Below are 25,538 nucleotides of genomic sequence, written 5' to 3'. Positions count from 1 at the left end.
CGCCGACGGCCGCGACGTCAGCCGAGGATCGGCAGCATGATCTTCTCGACCTCCGCGTCGTGGCGGCGGGCGATCTCCCTGCGTTCCGGGGAGACCTCACCGTACGTCGTGGTCCGCTGCCGGGCGCGGCGGCCCAACGACGCGGCCATGGCCTCCAGTTCGGCGATCGACTTGCGCGAGCCGTTGTCGGCGCCGGCCATGCGGGAGATGGTCTCCTCCATCAGCGTTCCGCCCATGTCGTTGGCGCCGCCCTGGAGCATCATGTTGGTGCCGTCGACCCCGAGCTTGACCCAGCTCGTCTGGATGTTGGCGATCCTGCCGTGCAGCAGGATCCGCGCCATCGCGTGCACGGCGCGATTGTCGCGCAGGGTCGGGCCCGGTCGCGCGATTCCCGCCAAATAGACCGGCGCGTTGGTGTGGACGAACGGCAGGGTCACGAACTCGGTGAAGCCGCCGGTCTCTTCCTGGATGCGGCCGAGCAGCCGCAGGTGGGCGAGCCAGTGCGCGGGCGTGTCGACGTGGCCGTACATCATGGTGGAGCTGGACCGGATGCCCAGCTCGTGCGCGGTCGTCACCACCTCGACCCAGGTCGCGGCGGGCAGTTTGCCCTTCGTGAGGATCCAGCGCACGTCGTCGTCCAGGATCTCCGCGGCGGTGCCGGGGATCGTGTCGAGCCCGGCCTCCTTCGCGGCCTGGAGCCAGTCGCGGATCGACATGCCGGTGCGGGTCGCGCCGTTGACGACCTCCATCGGCGAGAAGGCGTGCACGTGCATGCCGGGCACGCGCTTCTTCACCTCGCGGGCGATGTCGAAGTACGCCGTGCCGGGCAGGTCGGGGTGGATGCCGCCCTGCATGCACACCTCGGTCGCGCCCACCGCCCAGGCCTGCTCGGCGCGTTCGCCGACCTGGTCGAGGGAGAGGGTGTACGCGTCGGCGTCGGTGCGGCGCTGCGCGAACGCGCAGAACCGGCAGCCGGTGTAGCAGACGTTGGTGAAGTTGATGTTGCGGTTGACGATGTAGGTGATGTCGTCGCCGACGACGTCCTTGCGCAAGTCGTCGGCGATGCGCGCGAGTTCGTCGAGGGCCTGGCCGTCGGCGTGGAACAGCGTCAGCGCCTGGTCGTCGGTCAGCAGCGTGGGGTCGGCGGCGGCCTGCGCGAGCGCGGCCTTCACGTCGCCGTCGATCCGCACCGGCGCCGCGGTGCCGTCCCGGCCGTACGTCGCCTGCCCGCGCAGTTCCTCCCAGTCGCCGTACACCTCGTCGAAGTCGTCGCGGCGGTCGGCGGTGCGGCCCGTCGTGTCGATCGTAACGTGCAGGTCGGTGCGCCCCGACGCCGCCGCGAACAGGTCCTCCGGCTCCTGCCAGGGCAGTCCCTCGGGGACGCGGCCCTCGACGGCCATGCCGTCCTCGTCGGCGAGCGCCCGCACGTGCGGGATGACGCGTGGGTCGATCCACGGCTCGCCGCGCCTGATGAACTCCGGGTAGATCGTGAGGCGTTCGCGCAGGGTGAAGCCGGATTCGGCGGTGCGCTCGGCGAGTTCGTCGATGTGCGGCCACGGTCGCTCGGGGTTGACGTGGTCGGGCGTGAGCGGCGAGACGCCGCCCCAGTCGTCGATGCCCGCCCGGACCATCAGCGCGAACTCCTCGCCGACCAGGTTGGGCGGCGCCTGCACGCGCGCCTTGGGCCCCAGGACGACGCGGATGACCGCGATGGCCGCGGCGAGTTCCTGGAGGTCGGCGTCGGCGACGGAGCGCATCGCGGTGTCCGGCTTGGCGCGGAAGTTCTGCACGATGACTTCCTGGATGCCGCCGTACTGTCGTGCGACCTTGCGCAACGCGAAGACGGATTCCGCGCGTTCGGCCATCGTCTCGCCGATGCCGAGCAGAATCCCGGTGGTGAAGGGCACGTTGGAGCGTCCGGCGTCCTCGAGGACGCGCAGGCGGACCGCGGGCTCCTTGTCGGGGGAGCCGTGGTGGGGGCCGCCGGGCTCCGACCACAGGCGCGTCGCCGTGGTCTCCAGCATCATTCCCATCGACGGGCTGACCGGCTTGAGCCGCTGGAAGTCCGTCCACGCGAGGACGCCGGGGTTGAGGTGCGGCAGCAGGCCCGTCTCCTCCAGGACCCGGATGGCCATCGCGCGCACGTACGACAGGGTGTCGTCGTAGCCGTGCGCGTCCAGCCACTCGCGGGCCTCGGGCCAGCGCTCCTCCGGCCGGTCGCCGAGGGTGAACAGGGCTTCCTTGCACCCCATCGCGGCGCCGTCTCGGGCGATTTGCACCACTTCGTCGGGGCTGAGGAACATTCCGTGGCCGTCGCGCTTCAGCTTGCCGGGAACGGTCGCGAACGTGCAGTAGTGGCAGCGGTCCCTACAAAGCTTGGTCAGGGGAATGAAGACCTTGCGCGAGTAAGTGATCACTCCCGGCCGACCGACCTGCTCCAACCCGGCGTCGCGCACCCGTGCCGCCGACGCGCACAGGTCGTCGAGGTGCTCGCCCTTCGCATGCAGCAGCACCTCGGCCTCGGAGACGTCGAGCATGACCCCGTCACGGGCGCGCCGCAACGCGCGGCGCATCGCGTTCTCGGTCGGAGTCTGAGTCATGCGGGCACCCCTCGCTGTCGTACTCGCCCAGCCTGGCCATTCGGGGCCTTCCGGGCCCCGAACAGACCAACTGTAGGCGCGCGCCTCACAGGGTTTACCGACTCGTGTCGCACATCACGGGGGACGTGCGCGGCGCGGACGGTGCGTTCGACGGGCGCCGCGACCGCCCATCGGTTCGGTCGGTCGCGGCGCGAGCGATCCCCGGCATATTCGGAGCCGAAACGCACATATCGCATCGGCCGACGCAACAAAACCGTTCACCGGCGGCGGCCCCGAACGCGATCAGAAGCTGACGGAATCCGCCGGCACGGTGTACGTGTCCCTCCCCGAGCGCAGCACCGTACCGGCCAGGGCACCGGTCGTCCGGCCGTCGCGCACGGCCTCGACGCCGTTGACCCGGACCGACACGATGCCCTCGGACTCGGCGGTCAGGCGCGGGCTGTCGCCCGGCAGGTCGCGGACGAGGCGTGCGGGCCCGGAATTGACGCGCTCCGGGTCGAACAGCACCAGGTCGGCGTGCCGGCCCTCGGCGATCCGGCCGCGGTCCTTGAGGCCGAACAACCGCGCGGGGTCGCTGGTCAGCATCTGCACCGCGCGCTCCAGGGACACCAGCCGCCGCCCACGCAGGGTGTCGCCGAGGAAGCGCGTGGTGTACGTCGCCCCGCACATGCGGTCGAGGTGCGCGCCGGCGTCCGAACCGCCCAGGATGACGTGTTCGCTCCGCCACACCTCGCGGCGCAGGGCCCACGACGCCGGGTCGTTGTCGGTCGGCATCGGCCACAGGATCGTGCGCAGGTCGTCGGCGGCGCATATCCGGACGAGTGTCGTGAAGTCGTCCTGGCCACGCTCCCGGGCGATGTCCGCGACGACACGCCCGCTCAGCCCCTCGTTCTCCGGGGAGTAGGTGTCGCCGATGACGTACCGCCCGAAGTCGACCAGTCGACGGAACACCCCGGCCTCGTCGCTGTTGGCGCGCCGGACCATCTCGGCCCGCGTCGCGGGGTCGGACAGTCTGGCCATGCGCTCCGGCACGGGCAGGCCCAGGATCTCGCCCCAGCCCGGGAGCAGGTTGAGCGCGCAGTAGTTGAGCAGCGACATGTTCATCGGCACCAGGACCGGCAGGGTGAGGATGACGACCTTGCCGCCCGCCTCCTTGGCCTTCTCCGACGCGTGGATCTGGCGCGGCACCCGGTCCGGGGCCGCCGCGTCCACCGTCAGGACGTTCCAGTTCACCGGCCGGTTCGCGGTCACCGACATCCGCGTCAGCAGGTCGATCTCGTCGTCGCTGAACGTGTCGAGGCAGCCCGCGACGATGGCCTCCAGCTGCGTTCCCTCGTGCCGCCCGACCTCGGCGCACAGGGCCAACACCTCGTCGGGCGCCGCGTGGCGGGAGGGGACGGGCCGTCCGTCGCCGTCCGTGTGGTTCGAGCGCCCGGTGGAGAACCCGATCGCCCCGGCGCGCATCGCCTTCCCCAACTCGGCGACCATCGCCTCGATCTGCGCGGGCGTGGCCTCGTGCCCGACCGAGTCCGCACCCATCACGTAGCGGCGGATCGCGCAATGCCCGGCCATGAAGGCCGCGTTGACCCCCACGCGGCCGTCGAGCCGGTCCAGGTACTCGGCGAACGTCTCCCACGACCAGTCGATGCCGGTCTCCAGCGCGGGCAGGGCCATGCCCTCGACCCTGGCCATCATGCGGCGCGTGTAGTCGGCGTCCTCGGCACGCAACGGGGCCAGGGTGAAGCCGCAGTTGCCGCCGACGACGGTGGTGACGCCGTGGTTGACCGAGGGCGTCGCGTAGCCGTCCCAGTGCAGTTGCGCGTCGTAGTGGGTGTGCGGGTCGATGAACCCCGGTGCCAGGACGAGCCCTTCGGCGTCCTCGCGTGTCCTCGTCGGCTCGGCGACGCCGCCGCTCTTCCGCACCGCGGCGATCCGGCCGTCCCGGATGCCCACATCACCCCGGAAACCGGGCGCTCCCGTCCCGTCGACGACCGTGGCTCCGGTGATGAGGTGGTCGAGCATGCCTCGGACTCCCTACGTCTCGGTATGCCTGCGCCCGCACGGCCGGACCCGCGTCCGGGGGCGGCGCCCCGCGGTTTCTGATGGTACGTCAGATTCAATAAGTGACAAGGGCCGGGACGCGCTCGCCCGGCTCCGGTGCCCCGGGCGCCGGCGAGGAGCACGAGCCGTGGCGGGACGCGGCGTTCAACCGCCGCTCGCCCCCGCGCGCGTCCGTCGCGGCGCGTCGGCCGTGACTCGCGGCGCGGCGCGTGTGGCCGCCCGCGCCCGCGCTCTTCGCCGGGGCGGGCGTGGCGACGTACTCGCGCCCGGTCCGCGAGCCACCCGCGCCCTTGGCCCTGGGCCGTTGCCTCTGGGCCAGTGCCCCTCGTCAGCGCCCGCCGCCGAGCAACGGCGCCACTTCCCCCGCGAACACCTCGATTTGGCCGATCAGTTCTTTCGGATCCCGGCTCCGGAACCGCACCTGCACCTGGTGCGCCCCCTGCTCCCGGTACCAGCGCAGCGACTCGGCGATGCGCTCCGGGCTGCCGGTCACCGTCCGGTCGCCGACGTCCCAGCCGGGGGTGCCGACGTACAGCGGCTCGGGAATGGCCCCGATGTCCAGCGGCTCGTCCGCGCGGCCGAACTCCTCGCGCAGCCGCCGCAGTTGCGCGACCTGCCCGGGGAAGGTCGCGCGCGGACTCCCCTGCGGCAGCCAGCCGTCGCCGTACCGCGCGGCCCGCCGCAGGGCCGGTGCCGCCGAACCGCCCACCCAGATCGGCGGACGCGGAACCTGCACCGGGCGCGGGCGCTGGCCCATGTCGTCGACGCGGAACCGCTCCCCCGCGTACGTCACGAACTCCTCGCGCAGGGCGAGGTCGAGAAGCTCCAGGGACTCGTCGAGTGCGGCACCGCGACCGCCGAAATCCCGGCCGAGCATCGCGAACTCGGCCTCCACGTGCCCGGCACCCGCCCCGACGACCGCACGTCCGCCCGAGACGACGTCCAGCGTCGCGAAGGCCTTCGCCGCCGTCATCGGGTGCCGGTGGGCGAGAACCGCCACGTGGCTGAGCAACCGCACGTGGCCGGTGATCCCGGCCAGCCAGCCGAGCGTCGTCATGGTGTCCCACCACTCGGTGCCCATCGTCGACGCGTGGTCGCGCGGAATCGCCGTGTGGTCGCAGACCGCGATGTACGCGAAGCCCCCGCGGTCACACGCGCGGGCGACCGCCGCCAACGCCTCGGCGCTCGCGCTCTTCTCCCACTCCTCCGCGAACAACGCGCTTTGCGCCTGGATCGGCAACTGCATGCCGTAGTGCAACCCGCCGGAACCCAAGATCGCCGCCATGGTGCCCCTTCGTCGCCTGCCGCCAAGAGCCCCCCATCCTGGGACCTGACGCTGCATCAGACAATCGTCACGAGGGGTTGGGCGGGCGCGGGACCGGCGCGGACCGGGCGGAATCGGGCTGCACGAGGCGCGGGGCGAGGCCCGACGCGAGACCGGGACCGGGCGCGAGAGGCGGCGCGAGACCCGGGCGCGGGACCGGGCACAGCACGCGGCGCGAGATCGGGGGCGGGACCGGGCACGAGACCGAAACCGGGCGCGAGGCCCGGGGCGAGGCTCGACGCGAGGACGGGCGCGGAACCGGGCACAGGGCGCGGCGCCAGAGCCGGGCGCGCGACCGGGATCGGGACCGAAACCGGGCGCGGGCCCCGGCGCGAGGCCGAGGCGCGCCGGGTCACCGTCGGCCGCGCACCGCGCCGGTGAAGGCGTGCCAAGCGGTGCCGCGGAACTCCAGCCTCGGGCCGTCGGCGCGCTTGGAGTCGCGGGTGGCGAGGAAGCGGCCCGTCGAGGCGACTTCGACGCAGGCGCTTTCCTGGGTGCTGTGTGAGCTCTTGCGCCAGACCATCCGGGAGTGCATCGCGAACTCCATCCCCTTTCGTCTCGGCACCGGACGTTACAGCCTCATTGGTTGGGCCGTGCCGGACTACGGCATTCGGGTGCCGAGACGACGGAAAATCGCCCACCATGAACCGGAAGCGACCGCTCCGGGCCGTGCGACGACCGCTACTTGCTGTAGTCGCGGAGGATCAGCAGCGCGTCCAGCGTGACCATCGGGCGGGCCTCGGTGTGGGTCGTCGGCGACCACCGCGCCCAGCGGACGGGCCAACCTCCGTCCTCCTCCTGGGAGTTCACCAGGTGGGTGAGACTGTTCTCGATCTCCGTCTCGGAGAACCACGGACGGGCGAGGCTGTCCGGCGCCGGGGCGTAGTCGTGCGGGAAGTGGAACTCCCCGGCGGCGTAGCCCGGGGGGATGCGCACCTGTTCGGGGTGGGTGGGGTCGAGTACGACCAGCCTTTGCTCGCGGACGAGTTCGCCCAGACGCGCGGCTGCCTCGCGCGCCCAGACGCGGTCCGGGGCGCCTTCAAGGTACGCCAGCGCCGCGTGCACCTCGTACGGATGCGTCTCGGCGCGTGACTCGGTGAGGGCGTCGACGGCACCCCGGCAGAAGTCGGAGGCACCGGCGACCCACGGGTGCGGGACATCGGCCCGGAGCATCGGGCCGACGATCCAGCCGGTCGGCAGCAGGCCGCCCGTCAGGGCGTCGGGGACGCGGATCCACGGCGGGTGCGGATACGGCCGCAGCGTCGGCAGCGCCGCCGGAACCCCGCCGTCCGGTTCGGTGACACCGGCCAGCCAGTCGCACAGCGCCGCCGTCCGGGTGTCGCCGAGCGCTCCCGTCTCCGCCAGCACCGGGACCGCCGCCCGGAGTGTCGACGGTTGCGGCGCGGGCCCGCGTACGTCCGGTTCGAGCCCGTACGCGTAGCCTCCGTCCTCCGTCCGGTAGGCGTCCAGCGCGTCCAGCACTCCGCCCGGCCCGCCGCCCCCGCCGAGGAAGTGCCAGGCGAAGCGGCGCTGCTCCAGCACGCGGGCCGTCGTCCACAGGAACCGCGCGGCGCGCTCGATCACGTCGTCAGAGATCCACGTCATACCGGGACACTAGGCACCGGCACGGCGATCGTTCTTGAATGAATCGGACGTGTCGGCGGCCCGGGGCGGGCCCGGCGCCGCCGTCCCGACAACGCCGCGCCGACCGTGAGGCCACGCCGCGTGAGGCCCGACGCGGCGAACGACCCCGCCGCGGCACCCCGTTCGCCGAGACCGGGCCAACACGGCGGCTCCTCACTCGAGTTGACCCACCCGGCACCGCACCGAGGCCGGCGACGCAGCCGCGACGGCTCGGGCGTCACCGGTCGGACGAGGCGGCCCGCGCGCGGAGTTCGTATTTCAGGACCTTGCCCATCGCGTTGCGCGGCAGTTCCGACACGATCTCCACGGACCTCGGCACCTTGTAGTTCGCCATCGCGCGGCGGCAGAAGGCGATGATCTCCTCCGGTGTGGCCGACGTGCCCGGGCGGAGCAGGACGTAGGCCTTGCCGACCTCGCCCAGGCGCCGGTCCGGGACGCCGACGACCGCGGCCTCGGAGACGGACGGGTGGGCGGCGAGAGCGGACTCGATCTCGGCGGGGTAGGCGTTGAAGCCGCCGACGATGTACATGTCCTTGATGCGGTCGGTGATCCGCAGGTTGCCCCGGGTGTCGAGGATTCCGACGTCACCGGTGCGCAGCCACCCGTCCGCGTCGATCGCCTCCGCGGTGGCCTCGGGGTCCTCGAAGTAGCCGCGCATCACGTTGTAGCCGCGGATGACGACCTCGCCGGGGTCGCCGGGCGCGGTCGGCTTGCCGGCCGCGTCGACGGTGGCCACCTCGACGCCGTCGATCGCGCGTCCCGAGGTGGTGGCGACGATCTCGGGCGGGTCGCCTCGGCGGCACATGGTGGTGGTGCCGCACGACTCGGTGAGGCCGTACGCCGTCAGGACGGTGTCGAAGCCGAGGTCGGTGCCCATCCGCCGGACGAGGGAGAGCGGTACCGCGGCGGCTCCGGTGACGGCGAGGCGCAGCGATGACAGGTCGTACTCGCGGCGTTTGCCGGAGTCGAGAAGGGACGTGTAGACGGTCGGCGCGCCGGGGAGCACGGTCACGCGCTCGTCCTGGATCGCGGCCAGCGCCGCGTCGGCGTCGAAGACCGCCTGCGTGATCATCGTCGCCCCGGTGAGGAGGCTCGCGAGCAGGCCGGCCTTGTAGCCGAAGGTGTGGAAGAACGGGTTGACGACGAGGTAGCGGTCGCCCTCGGTGAGCCCCACGGCGTCGGCCCACGTCGCGAAGACCCGGAGCGATTGGCCCTGCGCGGTCATGACTCCCTTGGGGCGCCCGGTGGTTCCGGACGTGAAGATGATGTCGCCGATGTCCTCGCGGGTGACGGTCGCCGCGCGGGCGGTGACCGTGCCGGGTGCCACCGCGGACCCGGCGGCCAGGAAGTCCGGCCAGGCCGTGCACCGTTCGGGTGCGGTGTCGGCGAGGACGACGGTCCGCGTCAGGTCGGGGAGGTCGGCGAACGGGCGGTCGGCGGTCGGGGTGCCCGCGGCGTCGCGGAGCATGGCGACGTAGGACGTGCCGAGGAACGTGCCGGAGACGAAGAGGAGTTTGGCGCGGGTCTTGGCCAGGACGTACCGCGCTTCGGCGCCTTTGTACCGGGTGTTCATCGGCACGAGGACGCCGCCCGCGGTGAGCGCGCCGAGGGCGGCGGTGATCCAGTCGCGGCTGTTGGGTGCCCAGATCGCGACGCGGTCGCCCTTCCCGACGCCCGCGGCGATCGCCGCCGCGGCGGCGGCCCGTACGGCGTCGCGCAGTTCGGCGAAAGTGGTGCGAGTCGTACCGTCCACGTCCACGACGGCCTCACTGTCGCCGAAGCGCGCGGCGGCGCTCTCGACGAGCGCGGGGATGCCGTCCGGGCCCAGATCGCTCTGCATGATCGCTCCTGAGAGGGTCCGCTGCGGGTCACCGGTGCTCTAAGGTCTAGCTGACGGTACGTCAGATGTGGGCGAGGGAAAAGGCGCGACGACAAGAACCACCCCGGTCGAGGCAAAGGACGGGCTCCATGCGCAAGTTCGAGACGCTCGGGTACGAGGAAGCCGACGGCATCGCCTGGGTCACGTTGAACCGGCCCGACCGGCTCAACGCCTTCGACCTGGAGATGATGGATGAACTGCACGGACTGTGGCGGGAGTTGCGCGAGGACGACGGCGTGCGCGTCATCGTGCTCACCGGCGCCGGCGACAAGGCCTTCTGCACCGGCATCGACCGTGCCGTGACCGTGCCCCAGCCGAAGTCGCCGTACATGCCCGTGGACCCGATGCCCAAAATCGGCCCGAAGACCGCCGAGTTGTGGAAGCCGCTCATCGTCGCGGTCAACGGCATCGCGTGCGGCGGCGCGTTCTACCTGCTCGGTGAATGCGAGTTCGTGATCGCCGCCGACCACGCGACGTTCTTCGACCCGCACACGACGTACGGCATGGTCTCCGGCTTCGAGTCGACACACCTCGCCCAGCGCATGCCGTTCGGCGAGGTCATGCGGCTGACGCTGCTGGGCAACGCCGAGCGGATGAGCGCGCGACGGGCGTACGAGACGGGCCTGGTCTCGCAGGTCGTCCCCGCCGACCGACTGCACGAGACCGCACGTTGGGCCGCCGAGGTCATCGCGTCGTACCCGCCGCACAGCGTGCAGGGCTCACTGCGCGCGCTGTGGGCGGCGCGCGACCTGACCCGGGTGCAGGCGCTGACGATCGCGCCGCATCTGATCACGATGGGCAACATCCCCGGGGACGACCAGGAGGCGCTGTTCGCCCGGCGTACGAAGGAGTTCCGAGTGCGGTGAGCCGGCGGCACCCGGAACCTGGCCGTCGGGTGGGGCGACCGGCGTGTGACAGACCCGGCCGCGCGCACGGCGGGACGCTGCACGGGGCGAGCGCACCGCCGCCGCGTGAGGGAACACCGCGAGAGCGCCGTCGACGACGGCGACGGCCTCGCGGGTCGGCGACGGCGTCGGGCAAGGAGGCCGACAACGCGTGTCGACGTGGGCGGCACGTGGCGTGAGCGGGCGCCGTCGCCCCCGCCGGGCCGCCCGCGTCGCAAAGGTGGGGCTGGCCCCACCCCGGTTCGGGCGCTTGCCCCATGGGTCGCGGGGAGCCATGGCGGTTGACTCGGCAGCATGCCTGGTCGCCTGCCCGTCACCGGATCGCACCTCGGACGATGCCGGCCGCCCGGGCCCGTCTCCGTCGGTCGAACGGACGCTTCCGGCGGGGCTCGACGCGGGGGTGCCGGGCCGCGGAGCCTCGTGTACCTCGGCGGCGCCCCGCCGACGCTCGGCCGCGACACCGCGGCCGTGACCGCGATACCCCCGTCGCCCGCGTCGTCGGCCGGCGCGCCCGCGGTGGAGGTCACGCGCGACGGCCGGGACGCGCACGTCGTCGCGACCGCACCGACGCACACGGTGGTCGGCGGCAGCGCCGGCGCGGCGTCGGCGTGCGCGTTCGCCGCAGGGCCACGGCTCAGGTTCGCGCCGCCGCGCGTGGCCGCGGCGCACCCGATGAGACGAGGAGCGATCCTGTGACCCTCGGAGACCTGATGGCCGTGGAAAGCCGGTGGCCCGTCCTGATCGTCCTGGTCGCCCTGGGGGTCGTCGAGTTGTTCGGCGTGCGCGGGACGAAGGCGTCCCGTGCCCGCCGGGCCGAGGCGCGGAGGGCGTTCGAGGAGCACACGTCGATGCTGCCGCGCCCGCCGATCAATCCGCGTCCGCCACCGGACAAGACGCGGCGGAACGTCTCCTGAGACGAGCGCGGCACCACGCCGCCGGGGCTTGTCGGTGGGCGCCGGACACCGGGCGAGTGGCGACGTCGACGCGGTTCCCGGCGTCGCCGGACGCGATCGATGTGACGAGGGCGGCCGGCGCGTCGCGGCGGACGCGGCGGGCGGCGACGTCCCGGATGTCGCCGGATCGACGCACAGCGAACAGCGGTGATCCCGCCGACGCGCATGCGAGCCCGCGGCGCTCGCGACTCGCGCGTCACCGCATCCCGTCATACGCTCCGCGCCGTCACGGAGTGCTCACAGCTCCGGGGTCATCGGCGCCGGGGCGTCGCCCAGGAGGTCCGCCGCCACGCGCGCGCGGTGCCGGCTCGCGTCGCCCCACGCGGCGGTCAGTGCCCAGGCGCGCTTCATGAAGAGGTGGAGGTCGTGTTCCTCGGTGTAGCCGATCGCGCCGTGGACCTGGAGAGCGTTGCGGGCGGCCAGGTCGGCGGCCTCGCCCGCGTAGATCTTGGCCATCGACACGTCGCGCGGTGCCGAGGGCAGGCCCCGGGCCAGGGAGTACGCCGCGCGCATCACCACCGGGCGCGCGAACTCCAGCTTGACCAGCACGTTCGCCAAGTGATGCTGCACCGACTGGTGGGTGCCGATCACCACGCCGCGCTGCACGCGCTGCTTGGCGTACGCGACCGTCATGTCGAGCATGCGCCGCGTCAGGCCCAGGAGGAACGCCGCGGTGCCGAGCGCTCCCCGGTCGGCGGCGCGCGCGAGCGCGGTCGCCGCGGCCGGGCCCGACGCGACCAGGGTCTCCGGAACCGGGTCGAAGCCCACGCGGAACAGTTTGCGCGCGCGGTCGACGGAAACCTGCGCGGTCAGGGTGCAGTCGGCGGGGTCGACGACATGGATCTCGGCGGGTGCGTCGGCCGGGGCGATGCCGACCACCACGAGGTCCGCGGCCCGCGCCTCGACCGCGAAGGCCTGCCCCGGCAGCAGGACGGACGCCACGGACTCCCCCCGCGCGATCCGCGCCAACCACCCCGCGTCCGGGGCGAATTCGGCGAGGATGCCGCTCGCGACGGCGGCCTCCACCAGCGGATCGGGCAGCGCCGCGTACCCGGCCTGCTCCAGAACCGCCGACAACTCCTCCTCGCCCAGCCCGAGTCCGTCGTGGTCGTCCGGCACCACGAGACCGGTCACCCCGAGCTTCGCCAGCTCCGCCCAGCGCGCCGAGACGGCGGTGTCCGCCGCCCATGCGGCCCGTACGTGCTCGGCGGTGCAGTGCGCGGCCAGGAAGTCGCGGACCGTCTCGCCGAACAGGTGCTGCTCTTCGCCGTATGCCAGACGCATCGTCAGTTCCCTTCGTCCGCAAGGCTTCGGGCCTTGGCCCGGCAGCCGCTCACCGGGCCCGGGGCAGGCCGAGGACGCGTTCCGCGATGGTGTTGCGCTGGATCTCGTTGGTCCCCGCGTAGATCGGACCGCCGAGGGCGAACAGGAAGCCGTCCAACCAGCGTGCGTCGTCGACCGCTTCGGGGGATCCCGCGTCCAACTCGCCGTACTCGCCCAGCAGTCGCAGCGCGGTCGCGTGCGACTCGACGTCCATCTGCGACCAGAACACCTTGTTGACCGACGAATCCGCGCCGATCCGGCCGCCGTCGAGCAGCTTGGTGACGGTGCCGAAGGTGAAGAGCCGGTACGCCTCCGCGTCCATCCACGCCCGGACGACCGCGTCGCGCAGCGACTCGTCCCCGCCGCGCCGCCGGTACAGGTCGAGCAGCCGCCGCGCGGGCTCCAGGAACCGGCCGGGGCTGCGCAGGTTGAGCCCGCGTTCGCTGCCGGTCGTGGCGATCATGATCGTCCAGCCCTCGCCGGGCGCGCCGAGGACGTCGGCGTCCGGCACGAACACGTCGTCGAGAAAGATCTCGGCGAAGCCGGGCTCGCCGTCGAGCTGCGCGATCGGCCGCACGGTCACGCCGGGCGACGCGAGGTCGACCATGAAGTACGTCAGCCCGTGGTGGCGGCGCGAGTCCGGGTCGGTGCGGAAGAGGCCGAAGAGCCGGTGGCCGTATGTCCCGCGCGAACTCCAGATCTTCTGCCCGGTCAGCCGCCAGCCGCCGTGCGCGTCGTCGCGGACGGCACGGGACCGCACGTTGGCGAGGTCGGATCCGGCCTCGGGTTCGGACCAGCCCTGCACCCAGATCTCCTCGCCCGACGCCATCGCGGGCAGGTAGCGGTCCCGCTGCGCCGTGTCGCCGAACGCGAAGAGCGTGGGGGCGAAGAGGAAGATCCCGTTCTGGCCGACCCGGCCGGGGGCGCCCGCGCGGTGGTACTCCTCCTCGAAGATCAGCCACTCGGTCAGGCCGGCGTCGCGCCCGCCGTACTCCTCGGGCCACGAGACGACCGCCCAGCGCGCGTCGAAGAGCCGCTTCTCCCAGGCCTGATGCCGGCGGAAGCCGTCCTCGGTGTCCATCGACGGCAGCGGTTCGGCCGGCACGTTGGCGGTCAGCCAGGCGCGGGCCTCCTGCCTGAACTGCCGTTCCTCAGCGGTGAATTCGAGATCCATCCGGACACTCCTCACGCTGTCCGCGCTGTCGGCGTTTCGCCGGGCGCGGGGAGCAGCATATAACTGACGGGTCGTCAGTTCACGCTTGAGAGCGACGTCAATTCCTCGAGCGTCGCGACGAGACACGTCCGCACGTCACGCCGAAGAGGCCGAAGAGCTGGGAGAACCGATGCCCGAGGCATACATCGTCGAGGCGGTCCGCACGCCGGTCGGCCGCAAGAAAGGCTCGCTCGCCGGGGTCCACCCCGCCGACCTGGGCGCACACGTCCTCAAGGCCCTCGTCGAGCGCAGCGGCATCGACCCGGACACCGTCGAGGACGTCATCTTCGGATGCGTCGACGCGATCGGCCCGCAGGCCGGCGACATCGCCCGCACCGCGTGGCTCGCCGCCGGCTACTCCGAGGCGGTGCCGGGCGTCACCGTCGACCGCCAGTGCGGATCGTCGCAGCAGGCGGTCCACTTCGCCGCGCAGGCGGTGATGTCGGGCACCAGCGATGTCGTGGTCGCGGGCGGCGTCCAGAACATGAACCAGATCCCGATCTCCGCGGCCATGACCTCGGCGCGGCAGTTCGGCTTCGACGACCCCTTCTCCGGCTCCACCGGCTGGGTCGAACGGTACGGCGACCAACCCGTCGACCAGTTCCACGGCGCCGAACTCATCGCCCGGCGCTGGGACATCACACGCCGTCAGATGGAAGAGTACGCCCTCGCCTCGCACGAACGCGCCCTGCACGCGATCGACAACGGATTCTTCACCCGGGAGATCGCCCCCGTGAACGTCGGCGGCACGGACATCGTCCTCGACGAACCCCCGCGCCGCGGCACGACGTTGGCGAAAATGGCCGAGCTGCGGACCCTCCTCGCCGACGGGCGCATGACCGCCGCCGTCGCGTCGCAGATCGCGGACGGCGCCGCCGCGCTGCTCCTCGTCTCCGAACAGGCCCTGAAACGCCACGGCTTGACCCCGCGCGCACGCATCCACCACATCAGCGTGCGGGGCGCGTCGCCGATCGAGATGCTCTCGGCACCGATCCCGGCCACCGAATACGCCTTCGCCAAAACCGGCCTGACCATCGACGACATGGACGCGATCGAGATCAACGAGGCTTTCGCGCCGGTGGTGTTGGCCTGGATGAAGGACGTCAAGGCCGAGCACGACAAGGTCAACCCCAACGGCGGCGCGATCGCCCTCGGCCACCCCCTCGGCGCCACGGGAGCCCGCCTGATGACGACGCTGCTGCACCACCTGGAACGCACCGGCGGGCGCTACGGCCTCCAGACGATGTGCGAGGGCGGCGGCCAGGCCAATGTGACCATCATCGAACGCCTGAGCTGAGAAAGGCTCCGCGAGAAGCCGCCGACACGACCATCAGGAACCGGACCGCGCGGCGACGGCGGGCGGGCAGTCCTGCCCCGCGCGGTCCGGCACGGTCCCGGGGGACGCGAATTGTTCTCCGGTGGCGGTGTCGTGGTTGGTTGGGGGTGGGGGATCGGCGCGTCGCCGACGGTGCGGTATGCCCGCGAACGTCGGCAATTGCCTTGTGGTGATGGCCAGTTCGTGGCGGTCGGGGGCGAATCCTATGCCCGTGCACCCGAACCTCCGTGGGAAACACGGGATTTCACTCGTTCGCGTGTGCGCACTGCGTAGCGTCTCGATCACAGCCGCCACGCAGGAGGGGAGCCGCGCGTGCCAGGGATCGACGAGTGCCTGCATCAGGCCATGGACTTGCCGGGCGCACTGGGCGCGTCCGTCGTCGAGTGGGTCAGTGGCCTCGCGCTCGGCACCGTCGGCGCGTCACCGAACGGCGACCACGAGACGACTGCCGCCGAAACCGCCGAACTCGCCCGGCTCACCGCCGAATACGCGGCGTTCGCGGCCCCCGGCGGCGGATTCGTCGCCGCGGACACCCCGGTCGAGGACATCATCGTGACCACCCGCACCGCGTTCCATCTGCTGCGCTTCGTCGAAACCCAGTTCGACACCAACGTCTTCGTCCACGTATGGCTCGACCGCGCGCACGCCAACCTCGCCCTGTCCCGCGTACGGCTCCAAGACCTCGCCGAGAAGCTGGCCCTGTCGTGACCCTTGTCGCCGCGCCGCGCCGCGCGGACACGGACGAGCACCACCGCACACCCCGCACCGCGCCGCCGCCCGCCCCCGGCCTCCGGCACGCCGCACCCCGCGACCCCGGCCCCGAGCCCGGCCATGCCCCCGACCACGAGCCCGGCCCCGCCCCCGACCGCGCGGCCCGGCCCCCCGGCACCGCCGCGCCGCCCCCCACCCCGGTCGCCCCGCTCCCGCGCCGCTTACCCCGCCGCACCCCGAACCCCGACTCCGACCCGACCCCCGGCCGCGGCCCCGGCCCCGGCGCCACCGCTCCCGCCCCGCCCACCGACGCGCTCCTCGCCCTCCTCGCCGAGGACCCGTCCGCGTCCGGCGTCCTGCTCAGCGGAACCGGCGCGCTCTACCTGCGGCGCGGCGAGGTCGTCCACGCCGAGAGCCCGGCCGCGCCGACGCTCGACACGCTGCTCGCCGCGGGCGGGCGGCTGACTCCCGACGCGTGGCGGCAGGCCGTCGACCGGGCCGGGGAAGACGGCCGCGTCGGACGCCACCTTTTGGAGCGACACCTGCTCGGCACCGGCGAGTTGGAGATCGCCCACCTGGCCGCGCTGTTCGACGCCGCGTACTTCACCCTCGCACCGGACGCCGGCCCCGTGCGCTTCCGTCCCGGCGGCGCGCACGGGCTCGGCCCGATCCGCCCGGTCTCCGCACCCGCCGTCGCCCGCGAGTGCCGACGCCGCCGCGTCCTGCTCGACCGGGCGTTCCCGGATGCCCGGCTCGACGTCTCCCCCGTGCTCCGCCGCCCCGAGGCACCTCCGCCGCGCGCCGCGTTCCGCCGTGCCGTGCTGGACCTCGCCGACGGCGTGCGCACCCCCGGCGGCATCGCCCACCTCCTCGGCCGCCCGGCGTTCCACGTGCTGGCCGAGGTGCGCCGAATGGCCGCCGCCGGACTGGTGGCCCCGCCGCACCCCGACCCCGGCCCGCCCGCCGGGGCCCGGCCCCCGGACCCGTCGGCACCGCCGTGGCCCGGCGACGCCCCCGGCACCGCACCACCCGACATCGAGCTCCTGCGCCGAATCCGCGACGCACTGGAGGCACGCCTGTGACCGCGAACACCGGTCGCATGACCCCCACCACCCCGTCATGAAGCGTGCGCTGTGGCAGCGCGCCGGGAGGAGGAAACCACACGTGCCCGTCGCGGAAGCCGAGGTCCTCGACGAGATCCGGCGGTTGCGGGCCCGCCTGCCCCAGGTCACCGGGGCCGTGGCGGCCGGTGTCGACGGCCTGGTCATCGCCCAGGACGCGGCCGGACCGGAAGGCGAGAGCATCGCCGCGCTGACCGCCGCGTCCCTCGCCGTCGCGGTGCGGATGGCCGCCACCACCGGGCGCGGCGATTTCCGCGAACTGCTGATACGCGGCGACGACGGCTACGTCGCGACGTACGCCGCCGGCCCGCTCGCGGTTCTGACCGTCCTGGCCGAACCGCGGACGAACATCGGTCGGCTGCACCTGGAATCGCGGCTCTCCGGCGCCCGCATCGCCGACCTGGTGACCGAAGCGCTGAAGGCCCGCGAGAACGGCGCCTGACCCGCGACGTCACCCGCGACGTCACCCGCGACGTCGCCGACGGCGCGGGACGGATACGAGTCGACGCCGGGAGCGACGCCATGCCCGCACCACGCGTGAGAACCACGCGCACGAGACCGCCTCGTGCGACACCGACGCACGAGCCCACCGGAGCAGAAAGGCCCACTCAGATGGCTGCCAACACCGACACCGCGCTCAAGGAAGCGATGACCACCATCGAGGGCACGATCGGCGTGGCCCTCGTCGACTACAACAGCGGAATGGCGCTGGGCGTCCTCGGCGGCGGCAAGGACCTCGACCTGACCGTCGCCGCGGCCGGGAACACCGACGTCGTCCGCGCCAAGGCCCGCGCCATGGAGATGCTGGGCATCAAGGACGAGATCGAGGACATCCTCATCACCCTCGGCACCCAGTACCACCTGATCAGGCTGCTGAGGGGTCGCGGCAAGAACGGCCTGTTCCTGTACCTGGCGCTCGACAAGGGCCGCGCGAACCTCGCCATGGCCCGCCACCAGCTCCGGGGCATCGAGGCCGGCCTGGAGATCTGAGCGGGCCGCGCGACGCCGTGCGGGGCGGGTGCGGATCTCTTCGCCGCACCCGCCCCTCGGGGTCCCGCCGGGTTCAGTTGGGCGGGTCGTCCTCCGCCCGCTTCACGACCACGCCGACGGTCACGATCAGCACGGCCATCCCAGCCGCGCCGAGGCCCGTCGCGGCCCCCGGGTTGAGCGACGAGACCGTGCCGAGGTCCGGCGGGACGCGGTTGGCGGGGTCGTACACCACCAGGAACTCGTCCCCCGGCTCGCCGGGGCACCGGCCGCCGCCGTGCAGTTTGTCGCGGTCGCCGTCGGGGAGCCGCACGACGCATTCCGTGTCGGGCCGGTCGCTCCCGGGCCTCCCGTCGGACTCGCGCTCGCCGACGATGACCGCGCTGCCGTCCTTGCCGAAGACGAACATGTAGAGGTCGTACGCCTGGAGCGCCGACGCGAGCAGCAGCAGGCCCCCGACGGCCCCGGGGACGAGCAGCGCCCACGGGTGCGGGTGCAGGTGGCGCAGCACGTAGTAGCGCAGCAGCGCGAGCTGGAACAGCAGCGGCGCGGCGACGAGGACGCCGCGGGCCATGCCCCCTTCGAGGAGATCGCTGTTGAGCCCGTATGCCTGGAACGGCCAGCACACGGCACACACGACGATGAACAGCGTCGCCCGCCACGCGAGGGAGTGGTGATCCACCGCGGGGAGCCGCCACCGGGGCAGGATCCGCGCGGCGAGGTCGCTTACCGGGCCAGGCATGCTCCACCGTCCACGGCCGAGGTCTCGTTCTGTGAGCCTATGCCGCCACAGCGTGTACCCGCGAGGCCTCCCGCCGCGCCGGTGCCCGGGCCCGGTGCCAAAATCGGGGCATGACGACGATCCACCTGGCCCAGCAGCCCGACGCCGACGCGCTCCTCGGCCGCAGCCCGCTCGCCGCGCTGATCGGGATGCTGCTGGACCAGCAGATCCCCATGGAGTGGGCCTTCAACGGACCCCACACGATCGCGCGGCGGATGGGCGGCGACGATCTCGACGCGCACGCGATCGCGGCGTACGACCCGGAGGCGTTCGCGGCGCTCGTGGCCGAGAAACCGGCCGTGCACCGCTACCCGGGGTCGATGGCCAAGCGCGTCCAGCAGCTGTGCCGGTACCTGGTCGACCACTACGACGGCGACGCGGCGGCGGTCTGGAAGGGCGTCGCGACGGGCAAGGACCTGTTCGCACGCCTGAACGCGTTGCCCGGGTACGGCACCCAGAAGGCGCAGATCTTCACCGCGCTGCTCGGCAAGCAGTACGGCGTCACCCCCGAGGGCTGGCGCGAGGCGGCGGGCGCGTACGGCGAGGAAGGCTCGTTCCGGTCGGTGGCCGACATCACCGGACCCGAATCGCTCGCGAAGGTCCGGGCGACCAAGCAGGAGGCCAAGCAGGCCGCGAAAGCCGCGAAGGCCGCCAAGAAGTCCTGACGGCCCGGCCCGCGCCGACGGTACGAGCGCCCCACGCGCGGCGCGCCCGCGTCATCCCGCGCGGCCCGGCTCCCCGGGCACGGCCTCCGCGACCACCGGCGCCGCGGAAGGCGGGCGGAGCAGCAGAGCCGCACACGGGCCGAGAACAGCGGCACCGGCGGCGACGGCGAACACCGCCGCGCGGATGCCGTCGACGCCGACCAGGATCGCGAGGCCCGCTCCCGAGCCGAATTGGAGCGCGGTCGACGCGAGGCCGGACGCGGTGCCCTGTTCCTCGCCCGCGACACCGCTCGCGGCGGCGATCCACATCGTCGAGAAGACCACGCCGGTGCCGAGGCCGAAGCCGACGATGCCGGCGAGCAGTCCCGGGTAGCTCGCGCCGCCGGTCATGGCCGCCGCGATCAGCGCGGTGCCGCCGGCGGCGACGACGAAGCCGGCGACGAGGAGGCCGCGTACCCCGAGCCGCGCGACCAACCGCTCGCCGACCAGGTTGCCGACGGTGATGGAGAGCGTCGGGCCCAGGAACGCGACGCCGGTGCGCAGTGCCGAATAGCCCATGGTTCCTTGGAAATACAGCGTCAGGAAGTACGGCACGGCCTGGAGGGTCAGGCCGAAAACCAGAATGACGGCGGTCGCGGCGCGGAGGCCGCGGTCGGCCGACAGTCCGGGGCGCAGCAGCGGCTGCCGCGCGCGCCGCTCGACGGCCGCGAAGACCGCGAGCGACACGACGCCGGCGGCGGAGGCGCCCAGCACGCGGGCGCTGCCCCATCCCCACGCGGGCCCCTGCGCGAGGGCGAAGACCAGCAGGGTCATCCCCGCGGTGCCGGTGAGCGCGCCGGCGACGTCGAACCCGCCCCCCGCGCGGCGGGACGGATCGGGCACAAGCAGGACGAAGGCCGCCAGGCCCGCGATCACGACCAGGGGGACGTTCACGAAGAAGACCGCCTGCCAGCCGAACGCCGACGTCAGCACGCCGCCCAGCAGCGCGCCCAGGCTGAGGCCGCCCGCTCCGGCGACCGACCACACCGCCAGCGCCCGGTTGCGTGGCCTTCCTTCCTCGAACATCGTCGTGACCAGCGACAACGTCGCCGGGAACAGCACCGCGCCGCCGACGCCCTGGACCGCACGGGCCGCGATGAGCGGTCCGGGAGTCCCGGCGAGACCGCCCAGCACCGAGCCGAGGCCGTACAGGACCATGCCGGTCACGAACATGCGCCGGCGGCCCAGCAGGTCGGCCAGTCGACCGCCGAGGAGCAGCAGACCGCCGTAGACGACGGCGTACGCGCTGACCACCCACTGGAGGGAGTGCGCGGAGAATCCGACGTCGCGCGCGATCTCCGGGAGCGCGACGTAGACGATGGTGAAGTCCAGCGCGGTGATGAGGCTCGCGAGGCCGAGCAGCGTCAGAGTCGCGCCGGGGCTTCGTACGGGGCGGTCGGTGGGCACGCGGGGCCTCCGGGGGCAGGGGGGATCGGGGGCCGCGGGTCGGCTCGGGCGGCCCGACGGCCAGCATGAAAGCGCCGCCGGGCGCCCAACCAGGCCCCTGTCGTGCGTAGGCACCGCCCTGATCACCCACCCGGGCGGGCGTAGGGTCGAACGCGTGGACGATCGGACCGAACTGAGCCAGTTCCTCAAGTCGCGGCGCGCTCGCCTGCGCCCGGAGGACGTCGGCCTGCCCGACTACGGCGGGATGCGCCGGGTCGCGGGATTGCGGCGGGAGGAGCTGGCCCGGCTCGCGGGGGTGAGCATCGCCCACTACACGCGGCTGGAGCAGGGCCGCGGCGACAGCGTCTCGGACGAGGTGCTGGACGCCATCGGGGCGGCGCTGCGGCTGGACGCGGACGAGTCGGCGTACCTGCACCGGATCGCGCGGCGTCCCCCTCCCGGGGCGAAGGCGGCGTCGTCGCCGCGGGTGCGCCCAGGGCTGCGCCACCTGCTGGAGTCGTTCGTGCTGACGCCGGCGCTGCTGGTCGGGCGGCACACGCAGATCGTCGGATGGAGCCGGCTCGCGGTCGCGGTGTTCGGCGACTTCCCCGCGCGGCCGGACGACCGCCGGACGATCTCGGACCTGCTGTTCGCGGACCCGCACTTGCGGCGCCTGCACGGCCCCGGCTGGGAGTCGGCGGCGCGCGAGCACGTGGCGCATCTGCGCGTGCTGCTCGGCCGGTTCCGCGGGGACGACGGGCTCGCCGCGCACATCGCCCGCATGCGCGGGACCAGCCCGGACTTCGAGCGGATATGGGCGGAGCACCCGGTCGGCCAGGTGCGGAGCCGTCGGTACGTGCTGCACCACCCGGTCGTCGGCGAACTCACCTTGCACGGCGAGCTCATCGCGCTACCGGACGAGCCGTCGTGCTGCGGGCTCGACCTGTTCGCCGCCGAACCCGGCTCGGCGTCCGAGCGGGCGCTGCGGCGACTCGCGGGCTGAGGGCGGTCGTCAGCCCTTCAGGCCGTCGAGGATCGCGGACGCCTGGGTGACGATGCCGTCGATCAGCTCCTGACAGGTCGGCAGGTCGTCGATGACGCCCGCGGCCTGCCCCGAGGCCATGACGCCGTACTCGGGGCGGCCGTCCACCATGGCGGCCCGCAGGAGCACCGGGGTGTTGGCCGCCATCAGGACCTGGGGCCAGGTCAGGGACCGGGCCTTGCGCGTCGCGAGGCCTTCGCGGATCAGGTCGGGCAGCGAAGTCCCGGACAGTTTGCGGAACTTCCACGCGTTGGCGAGGGCGCGCGGGTAGCGGGCCGCCGACCGGCGCTCCAGGCGCCTGACGAAGTCCGTGGCCAGTACGCGGTGCGGGACGCCGTCGATCTCCTTCGACACGACGGTGCCGTTGACGTCGGCGGCGAGGTACACGTCCTTGACGGCGCGGCCCACCGGACTGTCGGAGGTCAGCAGGAAGCGCGTGCCCATGGCGATCGCGTCGGCTCCGTAGGCGAGCGCGGCGACCAGGCCGCGCCCGTCGAAGAAGCCCCCGGCCGCGATCACGGTCACGCCGGAACCGCGCAGCACATCGGTGACCTGCGGCAACAGCAGCGTCGTCGGGACGGAGCCGGTGTGTCCGCCGCCTTCGCCGCCCTGGACGACGACGCCGTCGACCCCCCATTCGGCGACCTTCTGCGCGTGCCGTTTGGCGCCGATGGACGGGACGACCAGCAGGCCGAGGTCGTGGGCGCGCTTGATGAGGTCCTTCCGGGGCGCCTGGGCGAACGAGGCGGCCTTGACGCCCTCCCGGCCCATCAGGTCGATCCGTTCGGCCGCGTCCGGCGCGTCGGCGCGCAGGTTGACGGCGAACGGCCGGTCGGTCGCCTTCTTGACCGCCGCTATGGCGGCGACGAGTTCGTCGTACGTCATGGTCGCGGACGCCAGGACGCCCAGGCCCCCGGCCTCGGCGGTCGCGGCGACGAGCGGCGGGGAGGAGACGTACCCCATGCCGGTCTGCACGATCGGGTGGCGGACGCCGAACTTGGCCGTGAACCCGGTGGCCAGCGCGGGGTGCGGGTCGGCGGCCGTCATGCCGGCACCTCGCGCAGCCGCAGGCCGCGCGGGTCGATGACCTCGCGGATCAACCGCAGTTCGTCGGCGGTGGGCGAACGCGTCTCGGGCACGTCGTCCGGCACCACGAGGGGGAAGCCGGTGTTGTCGGCGATCTCGTCGACGGTGACGCCCGGATGCGCCGACGCGAGGCGCATCGTCGCGGGCCCGCCGTCGGCGGACACGAAGTCGAAGACCCCCAAGTTGGAGACGACGCGCCGCACTTCGTGGAAGCGCGCGGCGGCGCCGAGCTCCGCGGCGCGGTCGTGGCCGACGCACGAGACCATGTCGACGCTCGGCGTGAAGACGCGTTTCGCGTGCCGGGGCACCCAGTAACTCGTGGTGTGGTTCACGGTGTTGCCCGGTCCACCGCGTGCCCCCAGCACCTGGCGCTTGGGCCTGGCCCAGTCGCCGATCGCCGAGATGTTCGCGTTGCCGTACCGGTCGATCTGGACGGGCCCCATCACCACGTGCCGCCGCCCGGAGGCCAGGACGTCCAGCACGGCACGGAAGGGAATCCATCCGACGGCGGCGAACTCGTCGCGTTTGACGCCGAGTTGGTGTGTGCCCTCGAAGAGCAGCGACTCGCCGTCGGAGAGCACGAGGTCGGGTTCGAACGTCGCGCGGGCCAGCCGCGCGCCGATGGTCGGGACGGTCCCCATGGGCGAGCCGAAGATCTCGCCGTCGCCGCGGAAGCACTCGGCGATCGCGACCACGCAGACGTCGGCGCGCGCGATGTCCGTCGTTGTGGTCATCGGCCGTCCTCCTCACGGAACTTCGCGACCTCGGCCTGGTAGGCGGCCTCGTCGGCGGTCTTCAGGAACCGTTCCTCGAACGCGGCCCATCGGGCGGGGTCCCCGGCGGCGGTCGCGTACGCCTTCTGGAAGGCCTCGTCGCGGCCGTACTCCGGCGGGCATTCGGTGAAGTGCGCGCCGTGCGGCGCCTCGACGACGCCGGCGGTCATGTAGCGGTGCAGCACGAGTGTGTGGACGCAGCCGGCCTCCTTCCGCAACTCGTCGCTGCCGACGACGCGTTCGGCCGAGACGTAGGCCTTGTCCGCGGCCAGGCAGAACAGTTCGTCCATGTACTGGTCGGGTCCGGTGAGTGCGGCGTTGCCCTTCTCGTCGGCCACGTTGGCGTGCACGAGTGCCGCGTCGAGGCGCAGCGCGGGCATCGCGATGAGCCGCTCGCCGTCGTCGTACGGCGACGTGACGGTGCGCAGGTGCGGTGACACGACGGGGATGTCGGAGCCGAGCCCGGCGCGCGTGGGCAGGAACGGCAGCCGGTAGGCGGCGGCGCGCAGGCCGCTCAGGAACATCCCCTCGTCGTACTCGACCGCGTCGACGAGGCCGTTCTCGCGGACGTGGCGGAAGTTCGGCTCCAGCGGGATCGAGTCGAGCGAGACGAACGCGTACACGATCTTGTCGGCCTTGCCGGCGCGGGCGAGCAGACCGATGTCGGGGCCGCCGTACGCGACGATCGTCAGCCCTCGCAGCGGGGACCGCAGGATGGCCCGGACCAGGGCCATCGGCTTGCGCCGCGAACCCCAGCCGCCGATGCCGACCGTCATGCCGTCGTCGAGCCGGTCGACGACCTCGTCGGCCGTCATTCGCTTGTCTGCCACCGTGAACTCCCTGACTGGTTCGAGGTGTCCGCGTCGCGGCCGGCGACGAACGCGTCGCGCAGTCCGTCCGAGACGCCGGTGAGGTTCAGTTCGAAGGTGAAGCCCTGCTCGTAGCGGTAGGAGCGCTTCACGTCGACCGGGTCGATGCCGTTGAGGGAGGCCTTCGCGGCGCGGATGACCGTGGGCGACTTCGCCGCGATCGCACCGGCGACCTCGAAGGCGGCGGCCACGAGTTCGTCGCGGGCGACGACCCTGAAGACCGAGCCGTGGGCGTGTAGTTCGGCCGCCGTGGCGGTGTCCCCCGTGTAGACCATCTGCCGCATGCGGTGCTGCGGCACCAGCCGGGCCAGGTGGGTCGCGGCGCCGAGCGCCCCGCGGTCGACCTCCGGCAGCCCGAAGAACGCGTCGTCGCTCGCGACGACGATGTCCGCGTTGCCGACCAGCCCGATGCCGCCGCCGACGCAGAAGCCGTGCACGGCCGCGACGACAGGGACTTCGCAGTCGTAGACCGCCGCGAAGGCCTCGTAGCAGCCGCGGTTGGCGCCCAAGAGGGCGTCGAAGCCGGCCGTGTTCTGCATCTCCTTGATGTCGACGCCCGCGTTGAAGCCGCGGCCCTCGGCACGCAGCACCACCGCGCGGACGCCGGGGTCGCGTCCCGCGCGGCGCAGGGTGTCGGCGAGTTCGAACCAGCCGGCGACATCGAGGGCGTTCACCGGGGGCGCGTCGAGTACCACCTCGGCGAGGCCTTCGCGTACCTCGAAGCGGATTGCCATGGCGATCGGATCCATTCGGCCGCGAATCTGACTGATCGTCAGATCTCTGTGTCACCATAGATGACACCCGACAAGCCGCGCCAGACAGGACCACCCCGCCCACGAC

General features: G+C 72.9%; 24 protein-coding genes. 10 read left to right on the top strand and 14 right to left on the bottom strand.

Translation table 11 applies throughout. From position 1 onward, the window contains the following. Positions 1 to 17: 17 nt before the first annotated feature. The 6 genes from LO772_RS20335 to LO772_RS20310 form a co-directional block, all read right to left on the bottom strand. Positions 18 to 2,600, bottom strand: coding sequence for a bifunctional FO biosynthesis protein CofGH (locus LO772_RS20335; RefSeq protein WP_231773454.1), 2,583 nt, complete (start codon positions 2,598 to 2,600; stop codon positions 18 to 20). 282 nt (positions 2,601 to 2,882) lie between these two features. Next, entirely contained in the window at positions 2,883 to 4,622 is a 1,740-nt protein-coding gene (locus LO772_RS20330; protein WP_231773453.1) for an N-acyl-D-amino-acid deacylase family protein, read from the bottom strand. A 367-nt stretch (positions 4,623 to 4,989) separates the two neighbouring features. Next, positions 4,990 to 5,946: an LLM class flavin-dependent oxidoreductase gene (locus LO772_RS20325; protein ID WP_231773452.1), complete on the bottom strand. Its 957-nt coding sequence runs from the start codon at positions 5,944 to 5,946 to the stop codon at positions 4,990 to 4,992. A 391-nt stretch (positions 5,947 to 6,337) separates the two neighbouring features. After that, entirely contained in the window at positions 6,338 to 6,520 is a 183-nt protein-coding gene (locus LO772_RS20320) for a DUF397 domain-containing protein (RefSeq protein ID WP_331717260.1), read from the bottom strand. Positions 6,521 to 6,666: 146 nt separating this feature from the next. Next, a complete protein-coding gene (locus LO772_RS20315; RefSeq protein ID WP_231773450.1) occupies positions 6,667 to 7,590 on the bottom strand; it encodes a hypothetical protein in 924 nt (307 codons plus the stop codon). A gap of 256 nt (positions 7,591 to 7,846) precedes the next feature. Next, entirely contained in the window at positions 7,847 to 9,469 is a 1,623-nt protein-coding gene (locus LO772_RS20310; RefSeq protein WP_231773449.1) for a FadD3 family acyl-CoA ligase, read from the bottom strand. A 128-nt stretch (positions 9,470 to 9,597) separates the two neighbouring features. Between LO772_RS20310 and LO772_RS20305 the strand changes: the two genes are divergently transcribed. From LO772_RS20305 to LO772_RS20295, 3 genes are all read left to right on the top strand, one after another. Continuing rightward, on the top strand, positions 9,598 to 10,374 hold the full coding sequence (locus tag LO772_RS20305; protein WP_231773448.1) for an enoyl-CoA hydratase/isomerase family protein: 777 nt from the start codon (positions 9,598 to 9,600) through the stop codon (positions 10,372 to 10,374). A 507-nt stretch (positions 10,375 to 10,881) separates the two neighbouring features. After that, entirely contained in the window at positions 10,882 to 11,109 is a 228-nt protein-coding gene (locus LO772_RS20300; protein ID WP_231773447.1) for a hypothetical protein, read from the top strand. After that, complete coding sequence (locus LO772_RS20295; RefSeq protein ID WP_231773446.1) at positions 11,106 to 11,327, top strand: hypothetical protein; 222 nt, start codon at positions 11,106 to 11,108, stop codon at positions 11,325 to 11,327. The genes LO772_RS20300 and LO772_RS20295 overlap by 4 nt, the downstream gene beginning before the upstream one ends. 276 nt (positions 11,328 to 11,603) lie before the next feature. On the opposite strand, the gene LO772_RS20290 is transcribed toward LO772_RS20295, so the two are convergent. Both LO772_RS20290 and LO772_RS20285 read right to left on the bottom strand, forming a co-directional pair. Continuing rightward, a complete protein-coding gene (locus LO772_RS20290; protein ID WP_231773445.1) occupies positions 11,604 to 12,650 on the bottom strand; it encodes an acyl-CoA dehydrogenase family protein in 1,047 nt (348 codons plus the stop codon). 49 nt (positions 12,651 to 12,699) lie between these two features. Further along, entirely contained in the window at positions 12,700 to 13,863 is a 1,164-nt protein-coding gene (locus LO772_RS20285) for an acyl-CoA dehydrogenase family protein (RefSeq protein WP_231773444.1), read from the bottom strand. Between the two features lie 169 nt (positions 13,864 to 14,032). Here LO772_RS20285 and LO772_RS20280 point away from each other — a divergent pair, with 169 nt between their 5' ends. The 5 genes from LO772_RS20280 to LO772_RS20260 all read left to right on the top strand — a co-directional run bounded on the left by LO772_RS20280 (position 14,033) and on the right by LO772_RS20260 (position 18,060). Continuing rightward, on the top strand, positions 14,033 to 15,199 hold the full coding sequence (locus tag LO772_RS20280; RefSeq protein ID WP_231773443.1) for an acetyl-CoA C-acetyltransferase: 1,167 nt from the start codon (positions 14,033 to 14,035) through the stop codon (positions 15,197 to 15,199). A gap of 351 nt (positions 15,200 to 15,550) precedes the next feature. Beyond that, positions 15,551 to 15,946, top strand: a complete 396-nt coding sequence (locus LO772_RS20275) for a hypothetical protein (RefSeq protein WP_231773442.1) — start codon at positions 15,551 to 15,553, stop codon at positions 15,944 to 15,946. Then, positions 15,943 to 17,031 (top strand): transcriptional regulator, encoded by a 1,089-nt coding sequence (locus LO772_RS20270; RefSeq protein ID WP_331717259.1) that lies wholly within the window; start codon positions 15,943 to 15,945, stop codon positions 17,029 to 17,031. The genes LO772_RS20275 and LO772_RS20270 overlap by 4 nt, the downstream gene beginning before the upstream one ends. Before the next feature lie 37 nt (positions 17,032 to 17,068). Next, the gene (locus LO772_RS20265) at positions 17,069 to 17,512 is read left to right on the top strand and encodes a roadblock/LC7 domain-containing protein (protein ID WP_231773441.1); all 444 of its coding nucleotides are present in this window, start codon (positions 17,069 to 17,071) and stop codon (positions 17,510 to 17,512) included. A 170-nt stretch (positions 17,513 to 17,682) separates the two neighbouring features. Next, complete coding sequence (locus LO772_RS20260; RefSeq protein ID WP_231773440.1) at positions 17,683 to 18,060, top strand: hypothetical protein; 378 nt, start codon at positions 17,683 to 17,685, stop codon at positions 18,058 to 18,060. 73 nt (positions 18,061 to 18,133) lie between these two features. Here the strand turns inward: LO772_RS20260 and LO772_RS20255 are convergent, their stop codons facing one another. Continuing rightward, positions 18,134 to 18,799, bottom strand: a complete 666-nt coding sequence (locus LO772_RS20255) for a hypothetical protein (protein ID WP_231773439.1) — start codon at positions 18,797 to 18,799, stop codon at positions 18,134 to 18,136. 110 nt (positions 18,800 to 18,909) lie between these two features. Between LO772_RS20255 and LO772_RS20250 the strand changes: the two genes are divergently transcribed. Further along, positions 18,910 to 19,503, top strand: coding sequence for an HhH-GPD-type base excision DNA repair protein (locus LO772_RS20250; protein ID WP_231773438.1), 594 nt, complete (start codon positions 18,910 to 18,912; stop codon positions 19,501 to 19,503). 51 nt (positions 19,504 to 19,554) lie between these two features. Here the strand turns inward: LO772_RS20250 and LO772_RS20245 are convergent, their stop codons facing one another. After that, the gene (locus tag LO772_RS20245) at positions 19,555 to 20,949 is read right to left on the bottom strand and encodes an MFS transporter (RefSeq protein ID WP_231773437.1); all 1,395 of its coding nucleotides are present in this window, start codon (positions 20,947 to 20,949) and stop codon (positions 19,555 to 19,557) included. 154 nt (positions 20,950 to 21,103) lie between these two features. On the opposite strand from LO772_RS20245, the gene LO772_RS20240 reads away from it, so the two are divergent. After that, positions 21,104 to 21,931, top strand: coding sequence for a helix-turn-helix domain-containing protein (locus LO772_RS20240; protein ID WP_231773436.1), 828 nt, complete (start codon positions 21,104 to 21,106; stop codon positions 21,929 to 21,931). A 9-nt stretch (positions 21,932 to 21,940) separates the two neighbouring features. Here LO772_RS20240 and LO772_RS20235 read toward each other — a convergent pair whose 3' ends face one another. The 4 genes from LO772_RS20235 to LO772_RS20220 are packed head-to-tail and all read right to left on the bottom strand — an operon-like array spanning position 21,941 to position 25,432. Next, a complete protein-coding gene (locus LO772_RS20235) occupies positions 21,941 to 23,017 on the bottom strand; it encodes an NAD(P)H-dependent flavin oxidoreductase (RefSeq protein ID WP_231773435.1) in 1,077 nt (358 codons plus the stop codon). Next, positions 23,014 to 23,790, bottom strand: coding sequence for a CoA-transferase subunit beta (locus LO772_RS20230; protein WP_231773434.1), 777 nt, complete (start codon positions 23,788 to 23,790; stop codon positions 23,014 to 23,016). The genes LO772_RS20235 and LO772_RS20230 overlap by 4 nt, the downstream gene beginning before the upstream one ends. Beyond that, positions 23,787 to 24,659, bottom strand: a complete 873-nt coding sequence (locus LO772_RS20225) for a CoA transferase subunit A (protein WP_231773433.1) — start codon at positions 24,657 to 24,659, stop codon at positions 23,787 to 23,789. The genes LO772_RS20230 and LO772_RS20225 overlap by 4 nt, the downstream gene beginning before the upstream one ends. After that, a complete protein-coding gene (locus LO772_RS20220) occupies positions 24,641 to 25,432 on the bottom strand; it encodes an enoyl-CoA hydratase family protein (protein ID WP_231773432.1) in 792 nt (263 codons plus the stop codon). The genes LO772_RS20225 and LO772_RS20220 overlap by 19 nt, the downstream gene beginning before the upstream one ends. Between the last annotated feature and the right edge of the window lie 106 nt (positions 25,433 to 25,538).

The organism is Yinghuangia sp. ASG 101 (assembly GCF_021165735.1).
Lineage (GTDB): Bacteria > Actinomycetota > Actinomycetes > Streptomycetales > Streptomycetaceae > Yinghuangia.
The sequence above is the reverse complement of the archived record's forward strand: the minus strand, read 5'-3'. Positions and strand labels throughout refer to the sequence as shown.

Bases quoted from the DNA above. Each gene is read 5' to 3' on its own strand.
- LO772_RS20320 (WP_331717260.1), bottom strand. From the start codon at position 6,520: ATGCACTCCCGGATGGTCTGGCGCAAGAGCTCACACAGCACCCAGGAA.
- LO772_RS20265 (WP_231773441.1), top strand. From the start codon at position 17,069: ATGAAGCGTGCGCTGTGGCAGCGCGCCGGGAGGAGGAAACCACACGTG.
- LO772_RS20280 (WP_231773443.1), top strand. From the start codon at position 14,033: ATGCCCGAGGCATACATCGTCGAGGCGGTCCGCACGCCGGTCGGCCGC.
- LO772_RS20290 (WP_231773445.1), bottom strand. From the start codon at position 12,650: ATGCGTCTGGCATACGGCGAAGAGCAGCACCTGTTCGGCGAGACGGTC.
- LO772_RS20255 (WP_231773439.1), bottom strand. From the start codon at position 18,799: ATGCCTGGCCCGGTAAGCGACCTCGCCGCGCGGATCCTGCCCCGGTGG.
- LO772_RS20285 (WP_231773444.1), bottom strand. From the start codon at position 13,863: ATGGATCTCGAATTCACCGCTGAGGAACGGCAGTTCAGGCAGGAGGCC.
- LO772_RS20250 (WP_231773438.1), top strand. From the start codon at position 18,910: ATGACGACGATCCACCTGGCCCAGCAGCCCGACGCCGACGCGCTCCTC.
- LO772_RS20335 (WP_231773454.1), bottom strand. From the start codon at position 2,600: ATGACTCAGACTCCGACCGAGAACGCGATGCGCCGCGCGTTGCGGCGC.
- LO772_RS20220 (WP_231773432.1), bottom strand. From the start codon at position 25,432: ATGGCAATCCGCTTCGAGGTACGCGAAGGCCTCGCCGAGGTGGTACTC.
- LO772_RS20310 (WP_231773449.1), bottom strand. From the start codon at position 9,469: ATGCAGAGCGATCTGGGCCCGGACGGCATCCCCGCGCTCGTCGAGAGC.
- LO772_RS20330 (WP_231773453.1), bottom strand. From the start codon at position 4,622: ATGCTCGACCACCTCATCACCGGAGCCACGGTCGTCGACGGGACGGGA.
- LO772_RS20230 (WP_231773434.1), bottom strand. From the start codon at position 23,790: ATGACCACAACGACGGACATCGCGCGCGCCGACGTCTGCGTGGTCGCG.
- LO772_RS20315 (WP_231773450.1), bottom strand. From the start codon at position 7,590: ATGACGTGGATCTCTGACGACGTGATCGAGCGCGCCGCGCGGTTCCTG.
- LO772_RS20305 (WP_231773448.1), top strand. From the start codon at position 9,598: ATGCGCAAGTTCGAGACGCTCGGGTACGAGGAAGCCGACGGCATCGCC.
- LO772_RS20260 (WP_231773440.1), top strand. From the start codon at position 17,683: ATGGCTGCCAACACCGACACCGCGCTCAAGGAAGCGATGACCACCATC.
- LO772_RS20235 (WP_231773435.1), bottom strand. From the start codon at position 23,017: ATGACGGCCGCCGACCCGCACCCCGCGCTGGCCACCGGGTTCACGGCC.
- LO772_RS20325 (WP_231773452.1), bottom strand. From the start codon at position 5,946: ATGGCGGCGATCTTGGGTTCCGGCGGGTTGCACTACGGCATGCAGTTG.